The organism is Paenibacillus sp. OK076, assembly GCF_900110055.1.
In the GTDB taxonomy this organism is placed as follows: domain Bacteria; phylum Bacillota; class Bacilli; order Paenibacillales; family Paenibacillaceae; genus Paenibacillus.
The window spans coordinates 1652605-1673169 of sequence record NZ_FOCH01000001.1; the positions used below are offsets into that span (position 1 = coordinate 1652605).

19 protein-coding genes are annotated in these 20565 nt (G+C 46.9%); 11 read left to right on the forward strand and 8 right to left on the reverse strand.

Annotated features, from left to right (window positions below; genetic code table 11):
• Nucleotides 1-5: 5 nt before the first annotated feature.
• The 4 genes from BMY78_RS07530 to BMY78_RS07545 all read right to left on the reverse strand — a co-directional run bounded on the left by BMY78_RS07530 (nucleotide 6) and on the right by BMY78_RS07545 (nucleotide 5536).
• Nucleotides 6-800 carry a DUF4097 family beta strand repeat-containing protein gene (locus BMY78_RS07530; RefSeq protein ID WP_143067010.1) on the reverse strand — a complete coding sequence of 265 codons (795 nt, stop codon included), beginning with the start codon at nucleotides 798-800 and terminating at the stop codon, nucleotides 6-8.
• Nucleotides 801-805: 5 nt separating this feature from the next.
• Nucleotides 806-1489 carry a TetR/AcrR family transcriptional regulator gene (locus tag BMY78_RS07535; protein WP_090896161.1) on the reverse strand — a complete coding sequence of 228 codons (684 nt, stop codon included), beginning with the start codon at nucleotides 1487-1489 and terminating at the stop codon, nucleotides 806-808.
• 198 nt (nucleotides 1490-1687) lie between these two features.
• A complete protein-coding gene (locus BMY78_RS07540) occupies nucleotides 1688-3778 on the reverse strand; it encodes an ABC transporter ATP-binding protein (protein ID WP_090896164.1) in 2091 nt (696 codons plus the stop codon).
• A gap of 12 nt (nucleotides 3779-3790) precedes the next feature.
• Entirely contained in the window at nucleotides 3791-5536 is a 1746-nt protein-coding gene (locus BMY78_RS07545) for an ABC transporter ATP-binding protein (protein ID WP_090896166.1), read from the reverse strand.
• A 529-nt stretch (nucleotides 5537-6065) separates the two neighbouring features.
• Here BMY78_RS07545 and BMY78_RS07550 point away from each other — a divergent pair.
• On the forward strand, nucleotides 6066-6362 hold the full coding sequence (locus BMY78_RS07550) for a HesB/YadR/YfhF family protein (protein ID WP_024630313.1): 297 nt from the start codon (nucleotides 6066-6068) through the stop codon (nucleotides 6360-6362).
• Nucleotides 6363-6432: 70 nt separating this feature from the next.
• On the forward strand, nucleotides 6433-6882 hold the full coding sequence (locus tag BMY78_RS07555) for an NUDIX domain-containing protein (RefSeq protein ID WP_090896167.1): 450 nt from the start codon (nucleotides 6433-6435) through the stop codon (nucleotides 6880-6882).
• A gap of 116 nt (nucleotides 6883-6998) precedes the next feature.
• Here the strand turns inward: BMY78_RS07555 and BMY78_RS07560 are convergent, their stop codons facing one another.
• The 3 genes from BMY78_RS07560 to BMY78_RS07570 all read right to left on the reverse strand — a co-directional run bounded on the left by BMY78_RS07560 (nucleotide 6999) and on the right by BMY78_RS07570 (nucleotide 9147).
• Complete coding sequence (locus BMY78_RS07560) at nucleotides 6999-7514, reverse strand: ADP-heptose synthase (protein ID WP_090896168.1); 516 nt, start codon at nucleotides 7512-7514, stop codon at nucleotides 6999-7001.
• Between the two features lie 185 nt (nucleotides 7515-7699).
• A complete protein-coding gene (locus BMY78_RS07565) occupies nucleotides 7700-8143 on the reverse strand; it encodes a DUF441 domain-containing protein (protein ID WP_090896169.1) in 444 nt (147 codons plus the stop codon).
• Nucleotides 8144-8148: 5 nt separating this feature from the next.
• Nucleotides 8149-9147 carry a YpdA family putative bacillithiol disulfide reductase gene (locus BMY78_RS07570; protein WP_090896170.1) on the reverse strand — a complete coding sequence of 333 codons (999 nt, stop codon included), beginning with the start codon at nucleotides 9145-9147 and terminating at the stop codon, nucleotides 8149-8151.
• Nucleotides 9148-9323: 176 nt separating this feature from the next.
• On the opposite strand from BMY78_RS07570, the gene BMY78_RS07575 reads away from it, so the two are divergent.
• From BMY78_RS07575 to BMY78_RS32765, 6 genes are all read left to right on the forward strand, one after another.
• On the forward strand, nucleotides 9324-9917 hold the full coding sequence (locus tag BMY78_RS07575; protein ID WP_090896171.1) for a DUF2087 domain-containing protein: 594 nt from the start codon (nucleotides 9324-9326) through the stop codon (nucleotides 9915-9917).
• A 492-nt stretch (nucleotides 9918-10409) separates the two neighbouring features.
• Nucleotides 10410-11489 (forward strand): ribosome small subunit-dependent GTPase A, encoded by a 1080-nt coding sequence (gene rsgA / locus BMY78_RS07580; RefSeq protein ID WP_090902155.1) that lies wholly within the window; start codon nucleotides 10410-10412, stop codon nucleotides 11487-11489.
• 56 nt (nucleotides 11490-11545) lie between these two features.
• Nucleotides 11546-11884 carry a L,D-transpeptidase gene (locus tag BMY78_RS07585; protein WP_079346840.1) on the forward strand — a complete coding sequence of 113 codons (339 nt, stop codon included), beginning with the start codon at nucleotides 11546-11548 and terminating at the stop codon, nucleotides 11882-11884.
• Nucleotides 11885-11947: 63 nt separating this feature from the next.
• Entirely contained in the window at nucleotides 11948-12487 is a 540-nt protein-coding gene (locus BMY78_RS07590) for a GNAT family N-acetyltransferase (RefSeq protein WP_090896174.1), read from the forward strand.
• A gap of 183 nt (nucleotides 12488-12670) precedes the next feature.
• Nucleotides 12671-14146 carry an aldehyde dehydrogenase family protein gene (locus tag BMY78_RS07595; protein WP_090896177.1) on the forward strand — a complete coding sequence of 492 codons (1476 nt, stop codon included), beginning with the start codon at nucleotides 12671-12673 and terminating at the stop codon, nucleotides 14144-14146.
• 248 nt (nucleotides 14147-14394) lie between these two features.
• On the forward strand, nucleotides 14395-14547 hold the full coding sequence (locus BMY78_RS32765; RefSeq protein WP_177185675.1) for a hypothetical protein: 153 nt from the start codon (nucleotides 14395-14397) through the stop codon (nucleotides 14545-14547).
• 124 nt (nucleotides 14548-14671) lie between these two features.
• On the opposite strand, the gene BMY78_RS33210 is transcribed toward BMY78_RS32765, so the two are convergent.
• Nucleotides 14672-14911 carry a hypothetical protein gene (locus BMY78_RS33210; protein ID WP_063566326.1) on the reverse strand — a complete coding sequence of 80 codons (240 nt, stop codon included), beginning with the start codon at nucleotides 14909-14911 and terminating at the stop codon, nucleotides 14672-14674.
• A 423-nt stretch (nucleotides 14912-15334) separates the two neighbouring features.
• On the opposite strand from BMY78_RS33210, the gene BMY78_RS07605 reads away from it, so the two are divergent.
• Genes BMY78_RS07605 through BMY78_RS07615 form a run of 3 tightly spaced genes read left to right on the forward strand, consistent with a single transcriptional unit; the run spans nucleotide 15335 to nucleotide 20563 of the window.
• Nucleotides 15335-15655, forward strand: a complete 321-nt coding sequence (locus BMY78_RS07605) for a hypothetical protein (RefSeq protein WP_090896181.1) — start codon at nucleotides 15335-15337, stop codon at nucleotides 15653-15655.
• Nucleotides 15656-15711: 56 nt separating this feature from the next.
• A complete protein-coding gene (essC, locus tag BMY78_RS07610; protein ID WP_090896184.1) occupies nucleotides 15712-19716 on the forward strand; it encodes a type VII secretion protein EssC in 4005 nt (1334 codons plus the stop codon).
• Nucleotides 19717-19732: 16 nt separating this feature from the next.
• Nucleotides 19733-20563 (forward strand): hypothetical protein, encoded by an 831-nt coding sequence (locus tag BMY78_RS07615; protein WP_090896189.1) that lies wholly within the window; start codon nucleotides 19733-19735, stop codon nucleotides 20561-20563.
• Nucleotides 20564-20565 lie beyond the last annotated feature (2 nt).

Sequence of the window (20565 nt, forward strand, 5' to 3'; positions counted from 1 at the left end):
CTCCTCTATGTGGAATGGTATGAAGAGCTCCCTATGGTAAGCTTCCCACCTCTGACTTCTGCTTGAAATGGATAAGTACCGTTACGATACGTATGTTGATTATGAATGGATTGAAGCGGAAGATCACTGCTGAAGCGGCCTCCGGCCTGCTTGAAGTCTAACTTGAATCCATCGTTTTCTGGTGGGATTCGCACCTCAACGTTACAACCTGTGGAGAGACTATCCAGAGATTGAAGTGTCGTTGAGGATTGAATGGTGAGTTGGCTACCTGTCACTTTCGATTGAATATGGGTGAACTGACCGGATAACTGAACAGGTGAAGAAGTGGCTTGCAGTTGCATATGTTCTGCACGGAGGTCTGTTGCTGTAACTCGACTTCCCACTGATCGTAGACAGATATGATTGGCATGGCCAGATAAGGTGAGCTTGCCTGATGTACAGTGACAATCCCATTGTTCGGAAGAAACGTTACTCACAAGAAAGTGGGAACCAACTCCGTTGATCGACAGTCTTTTCAAGACCGCAGGCGGCAGTACAATGTGGAGCGATGTGCGGTGGAAGTTTATGCCCAGCGGAAAAGCTTGTTTTCGTCCATCGATCAGATGTAATAAACCATGGCTGACGTTAGCTTCAAAACATCGAATTCTTGGAAAACGGGCGGAGCCCCATTGAGTAACACGGATAACCGATTCTGTACCTTGGCTGATATGCACTTTGCCTTGCATCCATTCCAGAGAAAGGGTGAGAAGGGGTTCTTCGGACAACCATTCTTTGCAAATCATATGTCTATTAGGATTCAAATTGGTTACCCCTCATTTCTGTCATCGTCTTCATTCAGAATAGGATAAGCACCCATGGCAGCATGTTGATCTAGAATACGTTCAATTAGTGATTCACTTACAATATCGGCACCAAGCATGTTCATCAACCGCTGTAAAAAATAAAGACGTTGCTTTGTTTCGCTCGAATTGCGGCCGAACAGTGTTGGATTAATCCATATATTGACCAGCATCATGAATACTTCTGCACAAGCTTCGGGATCCTCGGGATGGATAGATCCATCTGTAATGCCTTCACGCAAAATCGCTGCAATCACCGGTGCATCAATCCGCACAGCCTGTTGAATCCCTCGTACAATGAACACTGGATTTTTGATTTGGGTTCGAAGTACGTGATCCAGTGAATGGGCCTGTGGATCAGAGACGACATGCTCCAAAATCTGAACTAACTTCTCTCGTGCTGGTGTGGTCGATGTATTTGTAATTAAATGATCCAGCATCTGAGCGGAATAGTTAAACTGTTGTTCGATGACCGCGTCCAGTATTTCCTCTTTGGATCTAAAGTGATGATACACGGCTCCCTTGGACATGCCTAGGGCAACAATGATGTCCTGAATACTCGTCTTTTCAAATCCTTTATCTGTGAATAACTGCGCAGCGACGTTCAGAATCTGCTGTACCGTCTGTTCAGGGTGCTTGTTTCTGGCCATAATAACCTCCTTATATTTTAGATACCGACCGTTGGTATGTATAATACAGAGAGATGTTTCCATTGTCAATAAGAGGAAATCAGAAGAGCTGAATACATGAATGAAATCTAAAAATAAAAAACCGATCTGCCGCAGACCAAGAGGTCCACGGGCATATCGGTTGGTTGTTGAATTATATTCGGATTTTTCCCGTTTTACTTACACGCCGCCTCCAGCAAAGGAGGAAGTGGTTCGAATGGCCTCGCCCAGTGGGTTGTTTTCATTCGTATCCGGTGCTGCTTGGGCACCTTGCTGTAGCTGATACATCTGAAAATAGCGACCTTTCAGTTCCATCAATTCATCATGTGCACCTTGTTCAACGATCCGTCCGCGATGCAGGACTAGAATCTGGTCTGCTGAACGAATGGTGGACAGACGGTGGGCGATGATGAAAGTGGTCCGTCCTTTTTTGAGGACTTCGAGCGCATTTTGAATTAATGCTTCTGTTTCGGTATCAATATTCGCCGTAGCTTCATCGAGAATCAGGATGGCTGGATCGAATGCCAGTGCACGAGCAAAGGAGATCAATTGCCGTTGTCCGGCAGATAATGTGCTTCCTTTTTCGATAACCGGCTCGTCGAATCCTTGCGGTAGATGGGCGAGAATTCGCTCAGCACCTACATCGCGCAGCGCCTGCTCAATCTGTGCACGAGTAATCTGTTCATCTCCGAGACTGACATTGGAAGCCACGGTACCGGTGAACAGGTACGGGTCTTGCAGTACAATGCCCATATGTTCGCGAATCCACTGTTTAGGCAGATCCTTCACGTTCTGACCGTCAATCGTGATCTTGCCCTTCTGTGGATCATAGAACCGGAACAGCAGGTTGATGATCGAGCTTTTACCGGAACCGGTATGGCCAACCAGCGCGACCGTTTGACCTTGTGAGGCTTTAAACGAGATGTTGTTTAGCACATAATCTTTTTTATAGGCAAAAGATACATCGTCAAACACAACATTTCCTTTGTACCTCGGCATCGAGCCATCGGTTACCGGTTCACCTTTCTCATCCATCAGTTCAAATACACGTCCGGCGGATACCATAGAGGAGTCCAGGTTCGCGAGTTGGTTCACCATACCTGTAATTGGCTGGAACAAACGTCCGAGAACGTCAACGAATGCATACAGTACACCAAGCGAGATGATACTCGTGCCGTCCAGCACACTAGAGCCGAAGTACCACAGGACAACGGCAAAAGCCATATTCCGCAGGACGTTAACCAGGTTGTGTGAGGTGAAAGCGTTCAGGTTGAGCATTTTGTTCTGGTGTTTCATATAATCATCATTCAGATCCTCGAATTCCTGCTTGGTCTGTTTCTGATGACGGAATACCCGGATAATGGACATCCCCTGAATGGACTCGTTAATAATCGCATTAATTTCACTCAGACGTGAACGAATGATTGTGTTGTACCGGGTTGCGATTTTACGATAAAGCACAATCCACAGAACCAGCATCGGCACAACGAACAGCGAGATCAATCCGAGGCGGAAATCCAGCAGGAAGAGCGCAACGTACACTCCAGTAATCGTAATGATGCCAGAGAAAAAGTTCGACAGAACGGCAACGAACAGATCCTTGACGGCTTCGGTATCGTTGGTGACCCGAGAGACCACTTTACCTGCGGGCAGGTTGTCGAAAAAATGTACGGGCAATCGCTGGATGTGTGCATACACATCGTTACGGAGTCTTTGAATGACTTTGTTGGCAGATGATTGTAACCAGTATGTTTTACCAAACTCCATAATGACTGAGATGACAAGGAAGATCATGTAATACACAATCAGCTGATAGATGCTTGGCATCTCCGGTTTGTAAAAGGCAAAGAGTTCACCAGCGGATAAAGGCACCGCCGCATATTGACCCGTCACTTCGCCTGCGCGTGTAACCGTCAGTGTTCCGTCCGCGTATGTTCGATCCCCATCGGGGGCACTAACGGGTTCATTTACAAAATAAAAACTTCTACCGGCTTGCAGTACGCGTACTTCGGTACCTTTCGTTTCTTCCGGTTCAAACCGGCCTTCACGTTTGTAGTTCTTTCCATTGTAGACCGCTGCTTCGCTAGAAGCAGTAGTCTCATAGAAAGGCTGCTCAATAGCAAGCAAATGATTGTCGATCATTGACTTGGCGATGAAAGGGCCGGCAAGCTCGGCGGCAACTCCAATCGTAAGCATAATTAAAGCGGCAATAAACGTGCCTTTGGCTTTTAGGGCATATTGAAGCAGCCGTTTGCCTGTATTAGACTTCAAAGCGTTAACCTCCTACGTGGACAAATTAGACTCCACCTGCTGCCGTTCATACTGTTCACGGTACCAGCCGTTCATAGCAAGCAGTTCCTGATGGGTTCCTTCTTCCGTTATTTTCCCGTGCTCCAGTACAATGATTCGGTCTGCGTGTTCAATAGCGGACAGGCGGTGAGTCGAGATCAGCGTTGTTTTGCCCGAGCGTTTGCTGCGTATATTTTCGATAATTTTGGCTTCGGTTCGTGCATCGACGGCAGATAAAGCATCATCCAGAATCAAAATGTCCGGATCGGCGATAAAGGCACGTGCCAGCGATACCCGCTGTTTCTGTCCACCGGACAGCGCAATTCCTTTTTCACCAACGAGTGTGTCCAGACCATCGGATAAAGTGCCCAGATCTCCGTCAAAGGCTGCGGTGCGAATCGCTTCCATAATCACATTATCATCAGCACCAGGCTTACCGAATTGAATGTTCTGACGGACTGATTTGGAGAACAGCACCTGTTCCTGTGGAACATATCCAATCCAGCTGTGCAGGTCGTCTTTGGCGATATCCTGAATCGGATGACCGGAGATGCTTAATTTACCCGATCCAGCCGGGTATTCATGAAGCAATTGTTTGAGCAGGGTGGACTTGCCGCTACCTGTACGTCCCACGATCCCCAGTGTCTGCCCACGTCGAAGTGAAAAGCTGACATGACTGAGATTGTCGACAGTAGAACTAGGATAACGGAAGGTAACATCCTGCATGGCGATCTCTTCCGGATTAGGAATATGAGCAGGCTGCTCAACATCTTTCACGGCAGGTTCTACAGATAGCGTTTCGTTAACACGATCGAGTGAGGCACTGCCACGCTGCATCAGGTTAATCAATTCGCCAATTGCGAACATTGGCCAGATCATCATCCCCAGGTACATATTGAACGATACGAGATCCCCTAGGGTAATTTCATTATGAAAAACAAGATAAATGCCGTAGGCAAGTGCAATCACATAACTGAGTCCGACACATAACCGGATGGTAGGTTCGAACAGTGCATCCATCTTGGCAACGGCCAGATTTTTGCGGTACACATCTTCAGTGACATCGGCGAATCTTTTCTCGTCCAGGCGTTCCTGAACATAGGCACGCACGACTCGAATGCCGGCAATAGATTCAAGCACCTGATCGTTCATATCCCCGAATGCATCCTGTGCCAGTGTGTATCGTTGATGGACGGCTTTACCATAGATCATCATGGCGATGGCGATAAAGGGCAGAGGCAGAATTGCGGCTAGGGTCAGTTTCCAGCTAACCAGAAAACCCATGGCGAATAATACGGTTGCCAGAAAAGCAGTGGAGTCGGTTAACGTCAGCATGCCGAAGCCTGCTGTGGTGGCAATGGAACGAAGATCATTGGTGGCACGTGCCATCAGATCGCCAGTTCTGTTCTTCTCAAAAAAGGGCGGGGTCATCCGCAGCAAATGGTCCATAAAGCGTGACCGCAGCAAACGTTCAACCAGATTGGCACCGCCAAACAGTTTGTGCATCCATATGTACGTTGTCAGATAAATAATGATGACCGACCCTAGAATAAGTAAAATGTAACGTGTAAGTGAAGCGCCGGTGATGGAACCGCGTACAATCTCGTCAATAGCGTTGCCCAGAAGACGAGGTGGCAGCAGTTCAATGATGCCCACCATAATAAGCAAGGTGACACCAATGAGGTATCGTTTGCGTTCCAGCCGGAAAAACCAGGCCAGATTTTTAAGTACAGAGAACAAGTGGTATCCCTTCCTTTCAAGTTCGTGAAATGCATGTTCCGTTCATGTTTAGCCATTTGAGCCCACAAAAAAAGACATACCGCACGCAGGCGGTATGTCTTGAGTATCATTCATACGGCAGCATGGCTCCGAGAGCAGAGCCACCACCGTAGATAAAGTTCGATTGTGAGAGTACAAACAGCAAACCTGACTAGAGGCTTCTGTGATGCTGTCTTATGAACGGAATAACGATTTCATGGGTGCTCCGGTATTTAGTTGTATGTTGAATTGATGTAGATCGTCATTGTTAAACACCGTAATCACCCTTTCTTTTTTGGTAATAAATTGCATGTGGATCTCGTATGTTTGCATCTTAACACCGACTTTTACAATCTGTCAAACGTTTTTCCAAAACAGAAGATGCTGCCATTGTGATGGAATTATGACAAGTGAATGAACTTTTTTTGCGTATTTGGGGTGGTTGAGGTTTGTAATCAGGCCATTGTAGCGATATGATGGAACATATATATAGAGAAGGAGCTGACACCAAATGAGTACCATACATGTATCTGACCGCGCTGCTCGCTGGTATAAGGAAGAACTGAATTTGAACGAAGGAGACAGCATTCGATTCTTCGCCCGTTATAGCTCCGGCGGAGGTCTTCATCCTGGCTTCTCCCTCGGAATCGCCGTGGAGGAACCGAGACATCCTGCTGATCAAACGAAGGTATCGGGTATCCAATTTTTTATGGAAGATCATGATTACTGGTATCTGAAGGGTCATCAACTTCATGTAGATGTTGTTGAAGAAGGACAGGATATCGAATATCGCTACACTGAGATTTAACGTGATATCTCCGCGTATATAGAATGGCTCATCACCGGTCGCACAATTTTCGAACAGGAGGAGATACGACATGAATCCGCCAGCCCGAGATTTGGCCCAGTATATCGCGAATCGCTCTCATATAGTTGTTAAGGCGGCGGTTCGGGCCGAGAATGAACAAGGTGAATTATTGCTGATCCAGCATGCTGAACACGGACATTGGCGTATTCCTGCGGGACAGATGCGCCCGGGAGAAGCCATTGAGGACACCGCGCACAGGGAACTGTGGGAAGAGACGGGGTGGACCACCAATCATATGATACTTGAAGGTTTGCATTCCGGTCCGAATCTGAGACATTTGCATGCCAGTGGGGATGAAGAATATTTTGTCATTGCCATGTTCAGGGCACAAATTGTTCAGGATTCTCTCGTCGAATCACGAGTAAATAGCGAAGCGGGGCTGAAGTTTTTTGATCTCAAATCATTGCCCAGGCTGAATGATCTTAGCCGCTTGCTGCTAAGATCTTCCGGAATTGAATAAACCCAACAAAGAAGACGCCTTTCCTGACGGGAGGGCGTCTTCTTTGTTGCGAATTTATAGACCCATATCCATGAGTACGATGATCACTCTCGTGAAACAGCGGGCTCCTGACATAACTAGACTTGATCAAGCGGTTCTTCATCATCCATCGCAAAATCAAAATCGTCAATATCGAAGACCTGCACAGGAGATGCCGATTCAATAATACGAGCGATCAATTCGACCTGGTCGGTAAGGATAGGGATATCCAGACGCTGCGAAGTGAGCAGCAGTTCGGTCTCAATGGGATCAAAATATTCACCATATTGTGCGGTATCAACTGCATTAACAATGGCAATGGAGACCTGATCACCAAACAAAATGGACGGACTTTTGGCCCAGGGAACCGCCAGGGCGCGCTCTATTTTTTTCTTATTCAACGGTTCTTCAAAATAAGAAATCATTTCGTTAATCTTGGATTTCACATGCTGGTCATCTGCCGGATTATCCATCAAAGGGTCAGGGCTGGTCTGAAATTCATATAACTCCAGGATGGTGGTGTAAGGAACAATATATTCAACAGGCGCCGGCGGCGCGAGTAATTGACCGTAAATTGCCACCATCACGGCTTCTGTAACAAACTGACGTGACATGGGTTCCTGAATCCTCCTGCGGCCATTAATAGTTGCGAGGTATATCCATTTTCTTTTGTATGAAGGAACATCCAATTGATTTCTCTGCTATGGACTTGGGTGCTTGAATTGCATGAATAGAAGTATATCATACAACGGTGGGAAAAACAGCCAGTCCGCAGAAGGATGTCAAGTCCCAACTTTGATCATGATTTTCCGAGCAGTAAGGATAAAATTCCTGCTGCAATCAGGGGACCAACCGGAACACCTTTGAACAAGGCAACCCCAAGCACTGTACCAATAAGCAGCCCGGCAACGACGGTAGGCTGTGTACTCATCAGCGTAGCTCCTCGTCCTCCCAAATGGGCGACAAGTAATCCTACACCAATGGCGAGCAGCGATTTCCAGTGGAGAAAAGACTCACCGATCGTCTGCAAACTAATCTTGCCGCTGGCGAGAGGTGCCATAACGCCAATGGTCAGAATGATAATACCGATCGTAAGTCCATACTTTTCCAGCCACGGAAAAGTCTGATTTAGGTTCAGCACCCGCAGCAGCAACAGAAATACCATCGCTACGGTTACGGGTGTATTACTGCTGATAATACCTAACGCGGCAAAAACGAGCAACAGCAGTGAAGTCATATCCATTGATTTCATTCCCCTTCGGTCTGCCCGCGATGCCGACCTACGATATGTTCAGCAATATATCTTCCATGCCAGCGCCCGGATTCAATAAACACTTCGTTGGCATTGCGCCCTGATGCGATTACTCCGCCAACGTAAATGCCTGGTACGCTGCTTTCCATTGTCTGCGGGTCATATACCGGTTTATCCATATCCTCAGACATCTCCACACCTACGGAAGAAAGCAGCTTGCGGTCAGGACGGAATCCGGTCAAGGCCAGCACAAAGTCATTGTCGAGTTCACTTGAGGATCCATCAGAATGGAGCAACCGAATGGAATCATCCAAAATTTCATTTACACGTGAGCCAAGGTGAAGTGAGATTTTTCCTTTTTGAACCATGCTTTCGAACAATGGACGAACCCATGGTTTAATATGTTCCGAAACACCGCTCCCACGATAAACCATGTCAATATGTGCGCCGACACGAACCAGTTCCATCGCAGCATCGACAGCTGAATTACTACCTCCAATAATGGCGACACGTGTGCGTGTGTAAGGATGAGCTTCACGGAAATAATGAGTGACTTTATCTTTGTCTTCTCCGGGAATGCCAAGATAGTTAGGGTGGTCAAAATAACCAGTAGCCACAACGACATTTCGTCCTTCATGAACGATTGCCTGCCCACGCCGATTGACCGTATGTACCTCGAACGTGCCATCGTCTTTGCGTTTGATTTCTTGGGCTTCTTCATAGTTATGAACACGCAGGCCGAAATGTTCGGCTACCTTGCGATAATAGGCGAGTGCCTCGTAACGAAAAGGCTTGTCGTTCGGTGTACTGAACGGAACATTCCCGATCTCAAGTAATTCGGCTGTACTGAAAAACTGCATATGGGTTGGATACAGATAAATAGATTGGACGATATTGTACTTCTCAACAATTACTGCGGACAGTCCCAGCCGTTCGCATTCAATGGCAGCAGACAGACCGCATGGGCCTCCGCCGATAATAATGACATCTTCCATGTTCTTAATCCTCCTTATTTCAAGCACTATAATCCTACCGTAAATATGGGTTTAATGCCAGTTCAAGAAGGATAAGAACGTAAAGAAATGATCCTGACCTTAAGGAATTGACTTAAGAGAGGGAAAAGACTAATATCAAATTAGATGATCATCTAAACGAAAGTGAGTTGAGCGAAATGCAACTGGAGAAGATTGTGGCTTACCATAAAGCCTTGGCTGATCCAACCCGGCTTCGGATGCTGCTGCTGTTATCTCAGGGAGAACTTCATGGGCAAGCGCTTGCCGAGAAGCTTAACTTGTCTCAGCCAACCGTTACACATCATGCATCCAAACTAAGAGAAGCGGCGCTAATCAAGGAACGCAGAGAGAAAAATACGGTGTTTTTCTCGCTCAATCCCTACTTTATCAGGGAGCATGCGCAGGCTTCAGTTGATTTTATTTTTAGACAAGAGGAGGTTGCCGATATGAGTGATGTGAATGAAACGCTGAAGGCATCCGTGATGCGGAATTTCTTCTCGAAGGATGGACGATTGCGTCAGATCCCGGCTCAATATAAGAAAAAGCTGATTGTACTGGGTCATTTGGTGGAGCAGCTTGAATTTGGACGGAAATATACGGAGAAAGAGATCAATGCATTCATTCAAAACTATCATGAGGATTTTGCCACCATTCGCCGGGAGTTTATCATGCACCAGTTCATGTACCGGGAAGATGGGATCTATGAACTGAATCCGAAGGAGATGTGGACTCGCTGGGATCAAGTAAAGTAAGTAAAAAAAATAAACTTGACAAGAGCGGTTGAAGCTGTGTAACATGATGGATAATTCTACAAGGGAGGCGATGTTAAATGACAAATCTAATGGCAGTATACGTTAATTTGAATATGAACAGCGTCTCCGGAACGGATCAATGCATGTAATTTTACGGCAGTTGGGCAGTATTGTTCGCAATATTGTCCATATGTACGTAACACAGAATAACATGCACAGATGAAGCCACGGGTGACGTACCCGTGGCTTTTTGTATGCCGAAAATGGGTTGTTTCTGGATAACGAGTGTCGGATTGTCGTATTGATGTGTCCGATATGAATGCCATAAAAACAATCTTTCGTTCGGCTAACTTCTTATTGCCGCGGGTGAAGTGCTGCTCGTGGCTTATTTGGTTTTGATGCCGGACCGGAGCGTTCATTGTTGATTGTTGTTAATGTCAATGAAGGATAACACACCATTTATCGGGAGGAATTTTTATTTTGAATAACACGATGGAGAAATACGGCTGGTCTGCAAAGTGGCAGGAGTTGTGGCAGCAGACGGGTATGGAAGAACAATTAAGAAAACCGGCAAGAATTATTGCGGATCACGGGCAATTGCTTCGCCTGATTACGGCTGAAGGAGAATGCTGGGGACGGGTATCCGGACGGATGCGACATGATCATGAGGAGACTGGCATTGTACCAGCCGTTGGGGATTGGGTCGCTGTTACAGGGCAAGCTGGAGAAGAAGCCGTCATTCACAGCATTGTGCCGCGTCAGAGCAGGGTATCCAGACAAGCCGCCGGTCCAGTGACCAAAGAGCAATTGATTGCGGCGAATGTGGATACATTGCTGATTGTTGCCGCTCTTAATCATGATTTTAATCTGAGACGGCTCGAAAGATACATTATGATGGCCTGGAATGGTGGAGTCAGACCTGTCATCATTCTAAGTAAAAGTGATCTGAGCGAGAATGTGGAAGAACAAATTTCGCTGGTGGAAGGCATTGCTCCTGGAATTGAAGTGTTGGCCATATCGGCTGTTCAGGATCAAGGCAAATCTTTACTTGAAAAATTTCTGTCTCCAGGCACAACGGTTGCCTTGACGGGTTCATCCGGTAGTGGTAAGTCAACTCTGGTCAACTGGATGATGGGCGAGAGTGTACAGCTTACGCAGGCCGTTCGTGAGGACGACAGCCGTGGACGTCATACGACCACTCATCGGGAAATATTTGTACTGCCGCAGGGAGCGGTATTGATAGACACGCCGGGAATGCGTGAACTCAATCTTTGGGATGAAGGTCAGGATGGTTTGTCACATGCCTTTGGTGAAATTGAGCAACTCGCTGTGGAATGCAGATTTCAGGATTGCACACATACCCGGGAAGCCGGCTGCGCTGTAAAAGAGGCTATTCAGGAAGGTTCATTGGATGAAAGAAGACTGGGCAACTACTTGAAAATGCAGAAGGAACTGAAGTTTCAGCAGCGTAAGGAACAGGCGGCATCCAAACGACGGACCGCTTCAAGCAAACCCGTCAGCTCTCGCAAACCGAAACATGTCCGCAGTACAAAAGACTGGGAAGAGGCCTGAGACCAGGCGGGCATCCCTCTATATCCTGCATAGGATAGATCAGGAGGGATGCCATCATGCCAGATTACAGCATCATCGTCGACCTGTCGGATCATATGTTATATCTTTTGGATGGCTCACAGGTGGTTAAGGGTTATCCAGTCGCAATAGGCAAGATGCTCACGCAGACGCCTAATGGCGTGTTTACGATTATTAACAAACAAGAGAATCCTGGAGGGCCATTTGGCGTTCTCTGGATGGGGTTGTCGGCCCCGCATTATGGGATTCATGGAACCAATGATCCTTCATCCATTGGCAAATCCGTTTCTCATGGATGCATACGCATGTATAATTCGGATGTGCTCGACCTGTCTTCCAAAGTGTCAGTGGGCACACAAGTAACGATCCGGCCCTAGGGCCGGATTTATCTGAACTGGGATTGTAAAGTCACGGCGTGGCCGAGAGAAAGGAGTCATAACATGCAAATCAGACCAGCGCGTGAAGGGGATGCGGAAGCTGTAGCCCATGTACATACAGAGAGTTGGAAGACGACATATCGAGGGATCGTTCCGGATGATTTTTTGGACAATCTGACTACGGAATCAAGGTTGTCCCAATGGGAACGGAATATCCGTTCTGGCGAAAAGGATCAGATTCTGGTGGTGGCTGAGCAGGAAGATGGGAAAATTGTCGGATTCGCCTGTGGTGGGAAGGAACGTGAAGGCAAATTGCCTTACGATGCTGAGCTGTATGCTATTTATTTACTGAAAGAAGTGCAACAAACGGGTATCGGTCAGCAGCTGGCGAGACACGTCGTTCGTTATCTCCATTCCCTGGACATGAGGAACCTGTTGATTTGGGCACTGGAGCAAAACTCAGCCTGTCGTTTCTATGAAAAAATGGGCGGAATCCCTGTTCAAACACAGCATATCCGGATTGGTGGTCAAGATCTGTTAGAGGTGGCTTATGGCTGGGAGGACTTGACTCTTTTTGGAGAGAAGCCGGTGCCCGGGAGTTGAAGGAGTAAACATTTGGCTGAGTAAGTTGAGCATTGAGGAGCTTTTTTCTATCAATACTTTTCCCAATCAAAAGATGAAAGGATTCATCTCTCCTTCACGTTTGCGCAATCCTTAACAAGGTTAATGAACTACTACACAGCTTTGAGGTGAGACATTCAATCTTGTTTGGGAGGCGTTATTCAGATGACTTTAATGGAGACGGAACATACAACATGGACGAAACAATTTATTAATGGCGAATGGGTAGAAGGCTCCGGCGAGAAGATAGTTGAAAATAAAAATCCGTACACGGGAGAGGTCATCGCAACCTGGCGATCCTCGAACAAGGAAGATATAGATCAGGCATATGAGGTGGCTCAAAAGAGTTCCGTGAAATGGAAGAAATCCCTGCCGGCGGTAAAAGAAGGTATACTCCGCAAAGTTTCGGCTCTAATGGTTGAGCGCAAAGAGGAAATTGTAAAACTGCTGATTACGGAATCCGGGAGCACACGCATCAAGGCCGAGGCGGAGTTTGCTTCTGCGAAACGGATTGTGGATGAAGCTGCTTCGTTCCCTTATCGGATGAAGGGGGAGATTCTGCCTTCAAATACATCCGGGAAAGAGAATCGTGTTGTGCGGGAACCCAAGGGAGTTATCGGCGTGATCGGCCCTTGGAATTTTCCTTTGCACCTGTGTCTGCGTTCCGTAGCCCCGGCTATTGCTTTGGGTAATGGAGTCGTTATTAAGCCTGCGTCTGATACTCCGATTACGGCTGGTTGGCTTATTGCTGATCTATTTGAGCAGGCTGGATTACCTGAAGGTGTACTGAATGTGGTAGCTGGGAGCGGGAGTGAGATTGGAGATTATTTTGTAGCGCATCCGGTACCCAAAGTCATTTCCTTTACAGGCTCCACAGAGGTGGGGCAGGGCATCGGCAAACTCGCGGGTGAGCAATTAAAAGAAACTGCGCTTGAACTTGGGGGGAACAATGCGATGATTGTCCTGAAAGATGCGGAAATCGAACGTGCTGCAGAGTCTGCGGTGTTCGGTAAATTCCTGCATCAGGGGCAAATCTGTATGGCACTTAATCGTATTATTGTACATGCTGATATTTACGATAAGTTTGTGAAGTCCTTTGTCGCCAAAACGAAAAAAATTCAGGCTGGTGATCCTTCGGATGCCCAAACGCTGGTAGGTCCGCTCATTCGTGAGAAGGAAGTGGAGCGCCTGCTGGACTTGATTAAGGGAGCCCAGGCGGAAGGAGCAAGATTGCTGCTCGGTGGTACGAGCAAAGGCAGTGTGCTGGAGCCCACCGTACTTGCGGATGTGAAACCGGAGCAGCATATCGTGCAACAGGAATTGTTTGGACCTGTCGCGGTATTAATGAAAGCGAAGGATGAGCAGGAGGCCGTGCGTTTGGCGAATGATACGCCTTATGGATTGAGCGGCTCTGTATTCACCGGAAATCTGGAAAGAGGGTATCAAGTGGCCCAGCAGATTGAATCGGGCATGGTGCATGTAAATGATCAATCCGTGAACGATGAGGCTCATGTGATGTTTGGTGGTGAGAAATCATCGGGTATTGGCCGCTTCGGTGGCGATTGGGCTATTGAGAAGTTCACGCGGACTCGCTGGATCAGCATTCAGCATCAATATCGGGATTATCCGGGAGTCCAATAGTTCGACAGTAAACATGGATTAGAAGATACTATAATTTATAATCCGATAGGGTTCGTTAAAGAGTGACAAAAATTGCGCAAAGTCCGCCTCAAGCTTGATATGGCGGTCTTTTGCATGTTTTTACACGTTTGAAAAATAGGTTGGAAAATGGTGTGAAAAAGCTGTTTGGCATACCTGTAATCTGGTTATTTATGGATACACGGGCAGAACAGATCCGTAAATCCAATAGGTAAAGGGGCCTGAACTTCATGTCCATTGACCGTTTCATTCTGAGAAAGCTGAATACTTGTGAGGAAGAAAACACACGTGATAACCTGGTTCGGTTGTTTGTCATTCGAATCCAAAAGGCCGAGATGGAAGAAGAACACGAGAATGCTTATGTCGTCAGCAGATTGCATTAGAAATAGATAAAAGGATTCGGTATACGAAAAAGGAAGCTTGTCCTTAACGGCAAGCTTCCTTTTCCTTATGTTCGCGAATAAATGAATTCGCAGTTTCCAAGTTGAATGAAACAACTGACTCATCTTAATAAAGGGATAAGGCGAGGGAGTCATTTTCGCTACGGCTGTGAAGAATGGCTTCACCACCGACAATCTCAATACTAATCAATGATTGCAGACATTTCTGTAAAGCGCGTTTACCATTGCTAATCTTGTTCTCAAGTGCACTGCTAAGCAATCGTAGTGTCTTTTGCACAGGTTGTTTGTTTTCTTGATTGAAATATACAGGGATTGATTTGTTTTGAAAAGTTATTAGTGTTCTCACTAGAAATCACCTCACGAGAGTTATTTCTTACTGGTTATATTAAATTCCAATGCTTAAAATTACCTTAAAATCAGCTTATGAAAACATAAAGGTGAGCAATGTTTGAAAAGTGTTCACAATTCAATTGTGGGCGAAGCATTAAAAAGTCCCGAAAAATCAATACACAGCTTCCATTTATATGGAAGAAAGACATGTAGTTTCGTATCCTTGCAATAATTAACGTGACTACTGCCTCGAAAGTTCTGAGTCGAATGGACGATATTTTAATATATACGTGGGTCATATGTAACAAAATTACAGGTTGCACATTGCAAACAGGGTGTTTATGTAAGAAAATAGGGATGGAATAGCGTTTCATCTGCATTTTTTTGATTTAATTTGACACTAGGACAATTTACATATGAGACCATGGGAGGGATTATTTTGATTCTTACCGTGTATTCCGGTCGGGAGGAAGGCGAGTGGTTCGACATCGAGGTACCGGATGAATGTACTATTGAACATCTGAAGACATTGCTGGGAGTCCGTATTTTCGGTCAGGCACCGGGAGAGGGCATTCAGTACATCCTTGAAGCCAAATTTCCGGAAGGATTGTGGTTCTCGCCACAAAACTCACAACAGTTAATGGAAACAGGGCTGCGTCAAGGAAGTTGTGTACGGGTCCAGCGGGCGTTTTCCACCACTTCTGAAGAAGCGCCGGTGTATGGAAGACGTTCATTGTTTCAGCAGGACAGCAACGAATGAACAATCTAAACGTATATATTGTTTACGGCAATGAAATATAAGGAGGTCTTCTCTTCGTGAATGTGTTATATCAGCGTTCTCCAAGAATGACACCGGTTCTCAAGGAAGAAAGGCTGGAAATTCTGAGGCCTCCGGCAGAACCAAACAAACCTACATTTTCAATGATTTCTATTATTGTACCGATCATGATGACGATGGTCAGCATCGGTTTCTACGTATATATCAATATGAGCGGCAAAATGAATAATCCCAATTATATGATGTTTCAGATGATGACGGTTATGATGATGCTTACTTCATACACGATTCCGTTTTTTGTATATCTGAGCAACAAGAAGTCCTATCGCAAAAAGTTGGAAGAGCGTACTACCATGTATCGTGCACAACTGGAGAAACATCGTGTAGAGCTGAAGGAAGCTCAAGCGGAGCAAGTGAAGAGTCTGTATGAAATTCATGGGGATCCCAATGTATGTCTTCAGTTGGTGAAGAATCGCAACAGTTCGTTATGGGAACGTTCCCCAGAAGATGATGACTTCTTGCAGGTGCGAATCGGCACAGGTGAAATTCCGTTTCGAATCAAACTTCAGGTTCCTCGTGTGGACGGTTATGAAAAGGATGAGTTAATTGAAGCGGCTCATGAATTGGCAGCTGAGTTCGAGACGGTGCCCGAAGCATCGATTACACTGCCTTTATTTCAGTCGAAAGTGATGGGGTTGGTCGGCAATCGTGAGGAAGTACTCGCTTCATTGCGCGTAATTATTTCACAACTGACCGTCCGTCATTCACCGGATGAATTAAAGATTGCTGCCTTTTATGAAGAAAAGGAATCAAAGGAATGGGATTGGCTGCGCTGGTTGCCCCACATTTGGGATGAAGATCAGGGACAACGCTATATGGCCGACAGGCACAGCGGTGGGCATCAATTGGCGGACAGCTTGTTTTCCGTGTTGAACCGACGGCGCAATAATAAGGAAGATCGCTACAAGAAAACGGTGCAAACTCCATGTTATGTGGTGGTTCTCTCGCATACGCAATTAATAGAAGAAGAGCCGTTGCTTCCCCTGCTGCTGGAATCAGCTCAGGAGATCGATGTATGTACCATCATATTGGCAAACCGTAAGGAATCGCTACCCATGCATTGTCAGTTGATTATGGAGGCTTCCAAAGGCAAGGGGCTTTATATCAAAAAAACCGAGGATGCTGACGTGATCAGGCAAACATACACGCCAGATGTGATTTCCAGAGAGTCCGCAGAGGCGCTCGCGCGTTATATGTCACCGATTCGTCTGAAACGATCATCCGCTTCGGATATACCTCAGGTGCTTCCGTTGTTCGACATGTTAAGCACATCACGAGTAGAGGATCTGGATGTGGTCACACGCTGGAGCCAGACACGATACCCGGACACACTTCCCGTACCTATGGGCGTGCGAGCTGGGGGCAAGAAAATTGCGATTAACTTACATGATAAAATTGAACGCCAGGGGCACGGCCCGCATGGTCTGATCGCAGGGACAACGGGTTCAGGCAAAAGTGAAGTCATCCAGTCAATTGTGGCTTCTCTGGCTGCCGAGTTCCATCCACATGATCTGGCCTTTATGTTGATTGACTATAAGGGTGGAGGCATGTCGAATACATTTGTGGGCTTGCCTCACGTCGTCGGTACGATCACCAATCTGGATGGGAATTTGATTGAGCGAGCCAATGTTTCACTGCGGGCCGAACTGGTCAGAAGGCAAAAAATATTAAATGATGCGGGAAATCTTCAGCACATTGATGAATATTACAAAATTCTGCGTTCCAGACATGAACAGCCGTTGCCGCACTTAGTTATCATCATTGACGAGTTTGCGCAATTGAAGCGGGATCAGCCGGAGTTCATGGATGAATTAATCAGCATAGCGGCCATCGGTCGGACACTGGGTGTACATCTTATATTGGCAACTCAGAAGCCTGCAGGTGTGGTCGATGATAAAATCTGGAGCAATTCGCGTTTCCGTATCTGTCTTCGCGTTCAAAGCGAAGGGGATAGTCGGGATATGATCAAAATTCCGAATGCGGCCTGGATCACCAAGCCGGGTCGTGGATATTTCCAGGTAGGCAGTGATGAAGTATTTGAGGAAATGCAATTCGCCTGGAGCGGTGCGCCGTATAATCAGCAGGAAGATACAACGACGGTACTGCCTGTTATGGAAGTTCGTTTGAATGGGAAACGGGAACCACTCTTGACTGGAGAGCGCAGGGCTGTGCTCAAAGGGGAGGATGTGCCCAAGCAGCTTCAGGTATTTATTGATTATGTGGCAGAAGTGGCGGCAAAGGCGGGGATCACTAGATTACCGGGACCCTGGCTGCCACCCTTGCCTGAGACACTCGAATGGGAAAGCCTTAACGACTGGCAGGAAGAAGAGAACCGTGAGGTATTGCTTGACGGCGGTGCCAGTGGCCTGAAACCTGTGGTTGGCCTGCTGGATGATCTGCCTAATCAACGACAGCAGCCGCTCGCACTTCCGGTGGATCAGGGACATCTGGTGGTATACGGTATGCCTGGTCTGGGAAAAACGACGTTTGTTCAAACCTTGCTGATGTCACTGGCCCGTTCTAAACGGGCTGAGCCTTGGAATGGCTATATTATTGATATGGGCCGGATGATGAAGGATTTCGCAGGTTTGCCTCAGATTGGTGCGGTAATGATGTCTGAAGAGGAAGATCGAATCAAGCGGTTATTCCGGTATATTCTAAAACTGTCTGCACAACGCAAAGACATGATCTCCGAAGCGGGAGTTAAGACGATATCAGCCTACCGTCGCACAGCCCATGCAGCCGTTCCGCAAATTTTAGTTGTTATCGATGGTTATCTTTCTTTCCGAAATGCGTATCCGGAGGAGAATGAACTTCTGGAAACGATCCTTCGTGAAGGCGGCAGTCTAGGAATCACATTTATTCTCACGGCCAACCGTGTTACGGATGTATTTGAGAAATTCAGAAGCAATATTCCAAATGCGGTTTCGTTTGAATTATCTGATCCAAGCGACTATTATTACGCAGTAGGTCGGCCGTCCAAGGCACCTAGCCAGCTTCCACCAGGAAGAGGACTGGTCAAAGGACAGGTTCCTCCATTGATGTTCCAGGCGGCTTTGCCGTCATCCGGCGCAGATGAAGGCAAGCGTTCCTCCGCTCTGCGCCACATGATTGCAGAGATCAGAGAAAGCTGGAACGGAGAAGAAGCGCCGCAGATTGCGCCGCTCCCAGAAGAGATTAAGCTCAAAGATGTGCTTATCCGTACAGGAACCTTCGGGCAAGTCGGAGACGTATCATCCTTAACAGTACCCGTAGGTTTGCTGACTGATGATCTGGAACCCTTCCAGCTGAATTTGCGTGAAGGGCCACATTTCATGGTTACGAGTCCGATGGAAGGTGGCAAAACGACATTTTTGCTGACCTGGATGTTATCACTTGCCTATCATGCGTCTCCTGAAGACGTGCAAATATACACGGTAGATATGCGGTATGGTTCCGGCGGACTGGGGGAAATCAGCAGTTTGCCCCATGTCCGCGGACATGTATCCCGTGAAGAACAGCTTGCACCTGTGATCCAACAGTTGTACGATGAAGTTCTAAAAAGAGGCGAGTTAACCGGTGGACCGGAGATCGTTCTCGTTATCGACGATGCGGATACATTATCCAAACAATTAAATGATTTTAATGTGAAGGATCAATTGGGAGTGATCGTTCGTCAAGGCAGGGATCGAGGCATACATGTGATTCTGTCAGGAGTTCCGGCAGACTTTCCGACCTTTGGTTCTGACTGGGTGAGCGATGTGAAGGCTTCCCAGAGCGGATTGTTGTTCGGGACTTTAGACCCTAATGATCTCTCGTTCTTCCGTATACCTTATTCGGAATCCGGTGGGAGTTCCAATGGGCTGAAGGTACTGCCTCCGGGTCAAGGTTATTATGTAAAACGTAAATATTCCAGGGTTAAAGGTGCAATTCCATGTGATGGCACCTGGAATATGACTGATTGGATTTCTGAAATTCGTGACCGATGGCATGTTGTAGTTTGAGGGGAGGTGGCTCATAATGTTGACGGTTCATGATTCCAAGCAAAAGGTAGTCACTTTGCAAATAAAAGAGCTTTTTTTCCTGGCCGGGATTCTCGGTTCAGACCGATTGCTTGGCGTGGAAGATCCGTTCCGCGGATATATGGCGGAAGACATTGCTTTGGAGTGGGAACGTGTAAAAACATCCCTGCTTGACAAAGGATATCTGATTCAGGATCAGGACAGCAATGAGCTGATCATGACACCGACCGTTTTCTCCAGGGTAGCCATTGCGGGACTGTCCGACAGGGCTTGCTGGATTCGCTACACGCACAGCGGCAAGTCGTATGAAAGTTATGTGCACTGCACGGATGAACGAGTCGTTGAAGTATCCCGTGTTGCAGACGAACCGGATTCGTTCCGGCTGAGTGATTTGGGGAATGTTCGTGAAGCGATTGATTTTCTGATTCAACGGATGAATTGGAGTGGTCATTCTCCGGCGGAAAAACCGGCTCTGATGTGCTCCAAGAAAAAATTCTATGATGTGATGAATGATCTGAAGAACAAAGAATTACAGGTAGTGGCTGATGAGTTGGTACAAGAGACGAGCGATCCCGAGGGGTCACTTGCGCTTGCGCGCTGTCTGGTGAACAAGGAATCAGAAGGAGAACTGCGGTTGCTTGTATGGAACGGAGAAGGATGGAAATCACAGTCTGCGGCTTTTGCTGCAAGTACGGTATCCAACTGGCTGTTTCGCATGAGTACTGCGGCTTCGGATGATTGGCTTGTTGCAGCACTGACGACGAGAGAACAGTTTCACGAGATGCTGCTGGACTGGCTTAAACAGCCTGCAGGGGAAGAGGAAAGGTGATG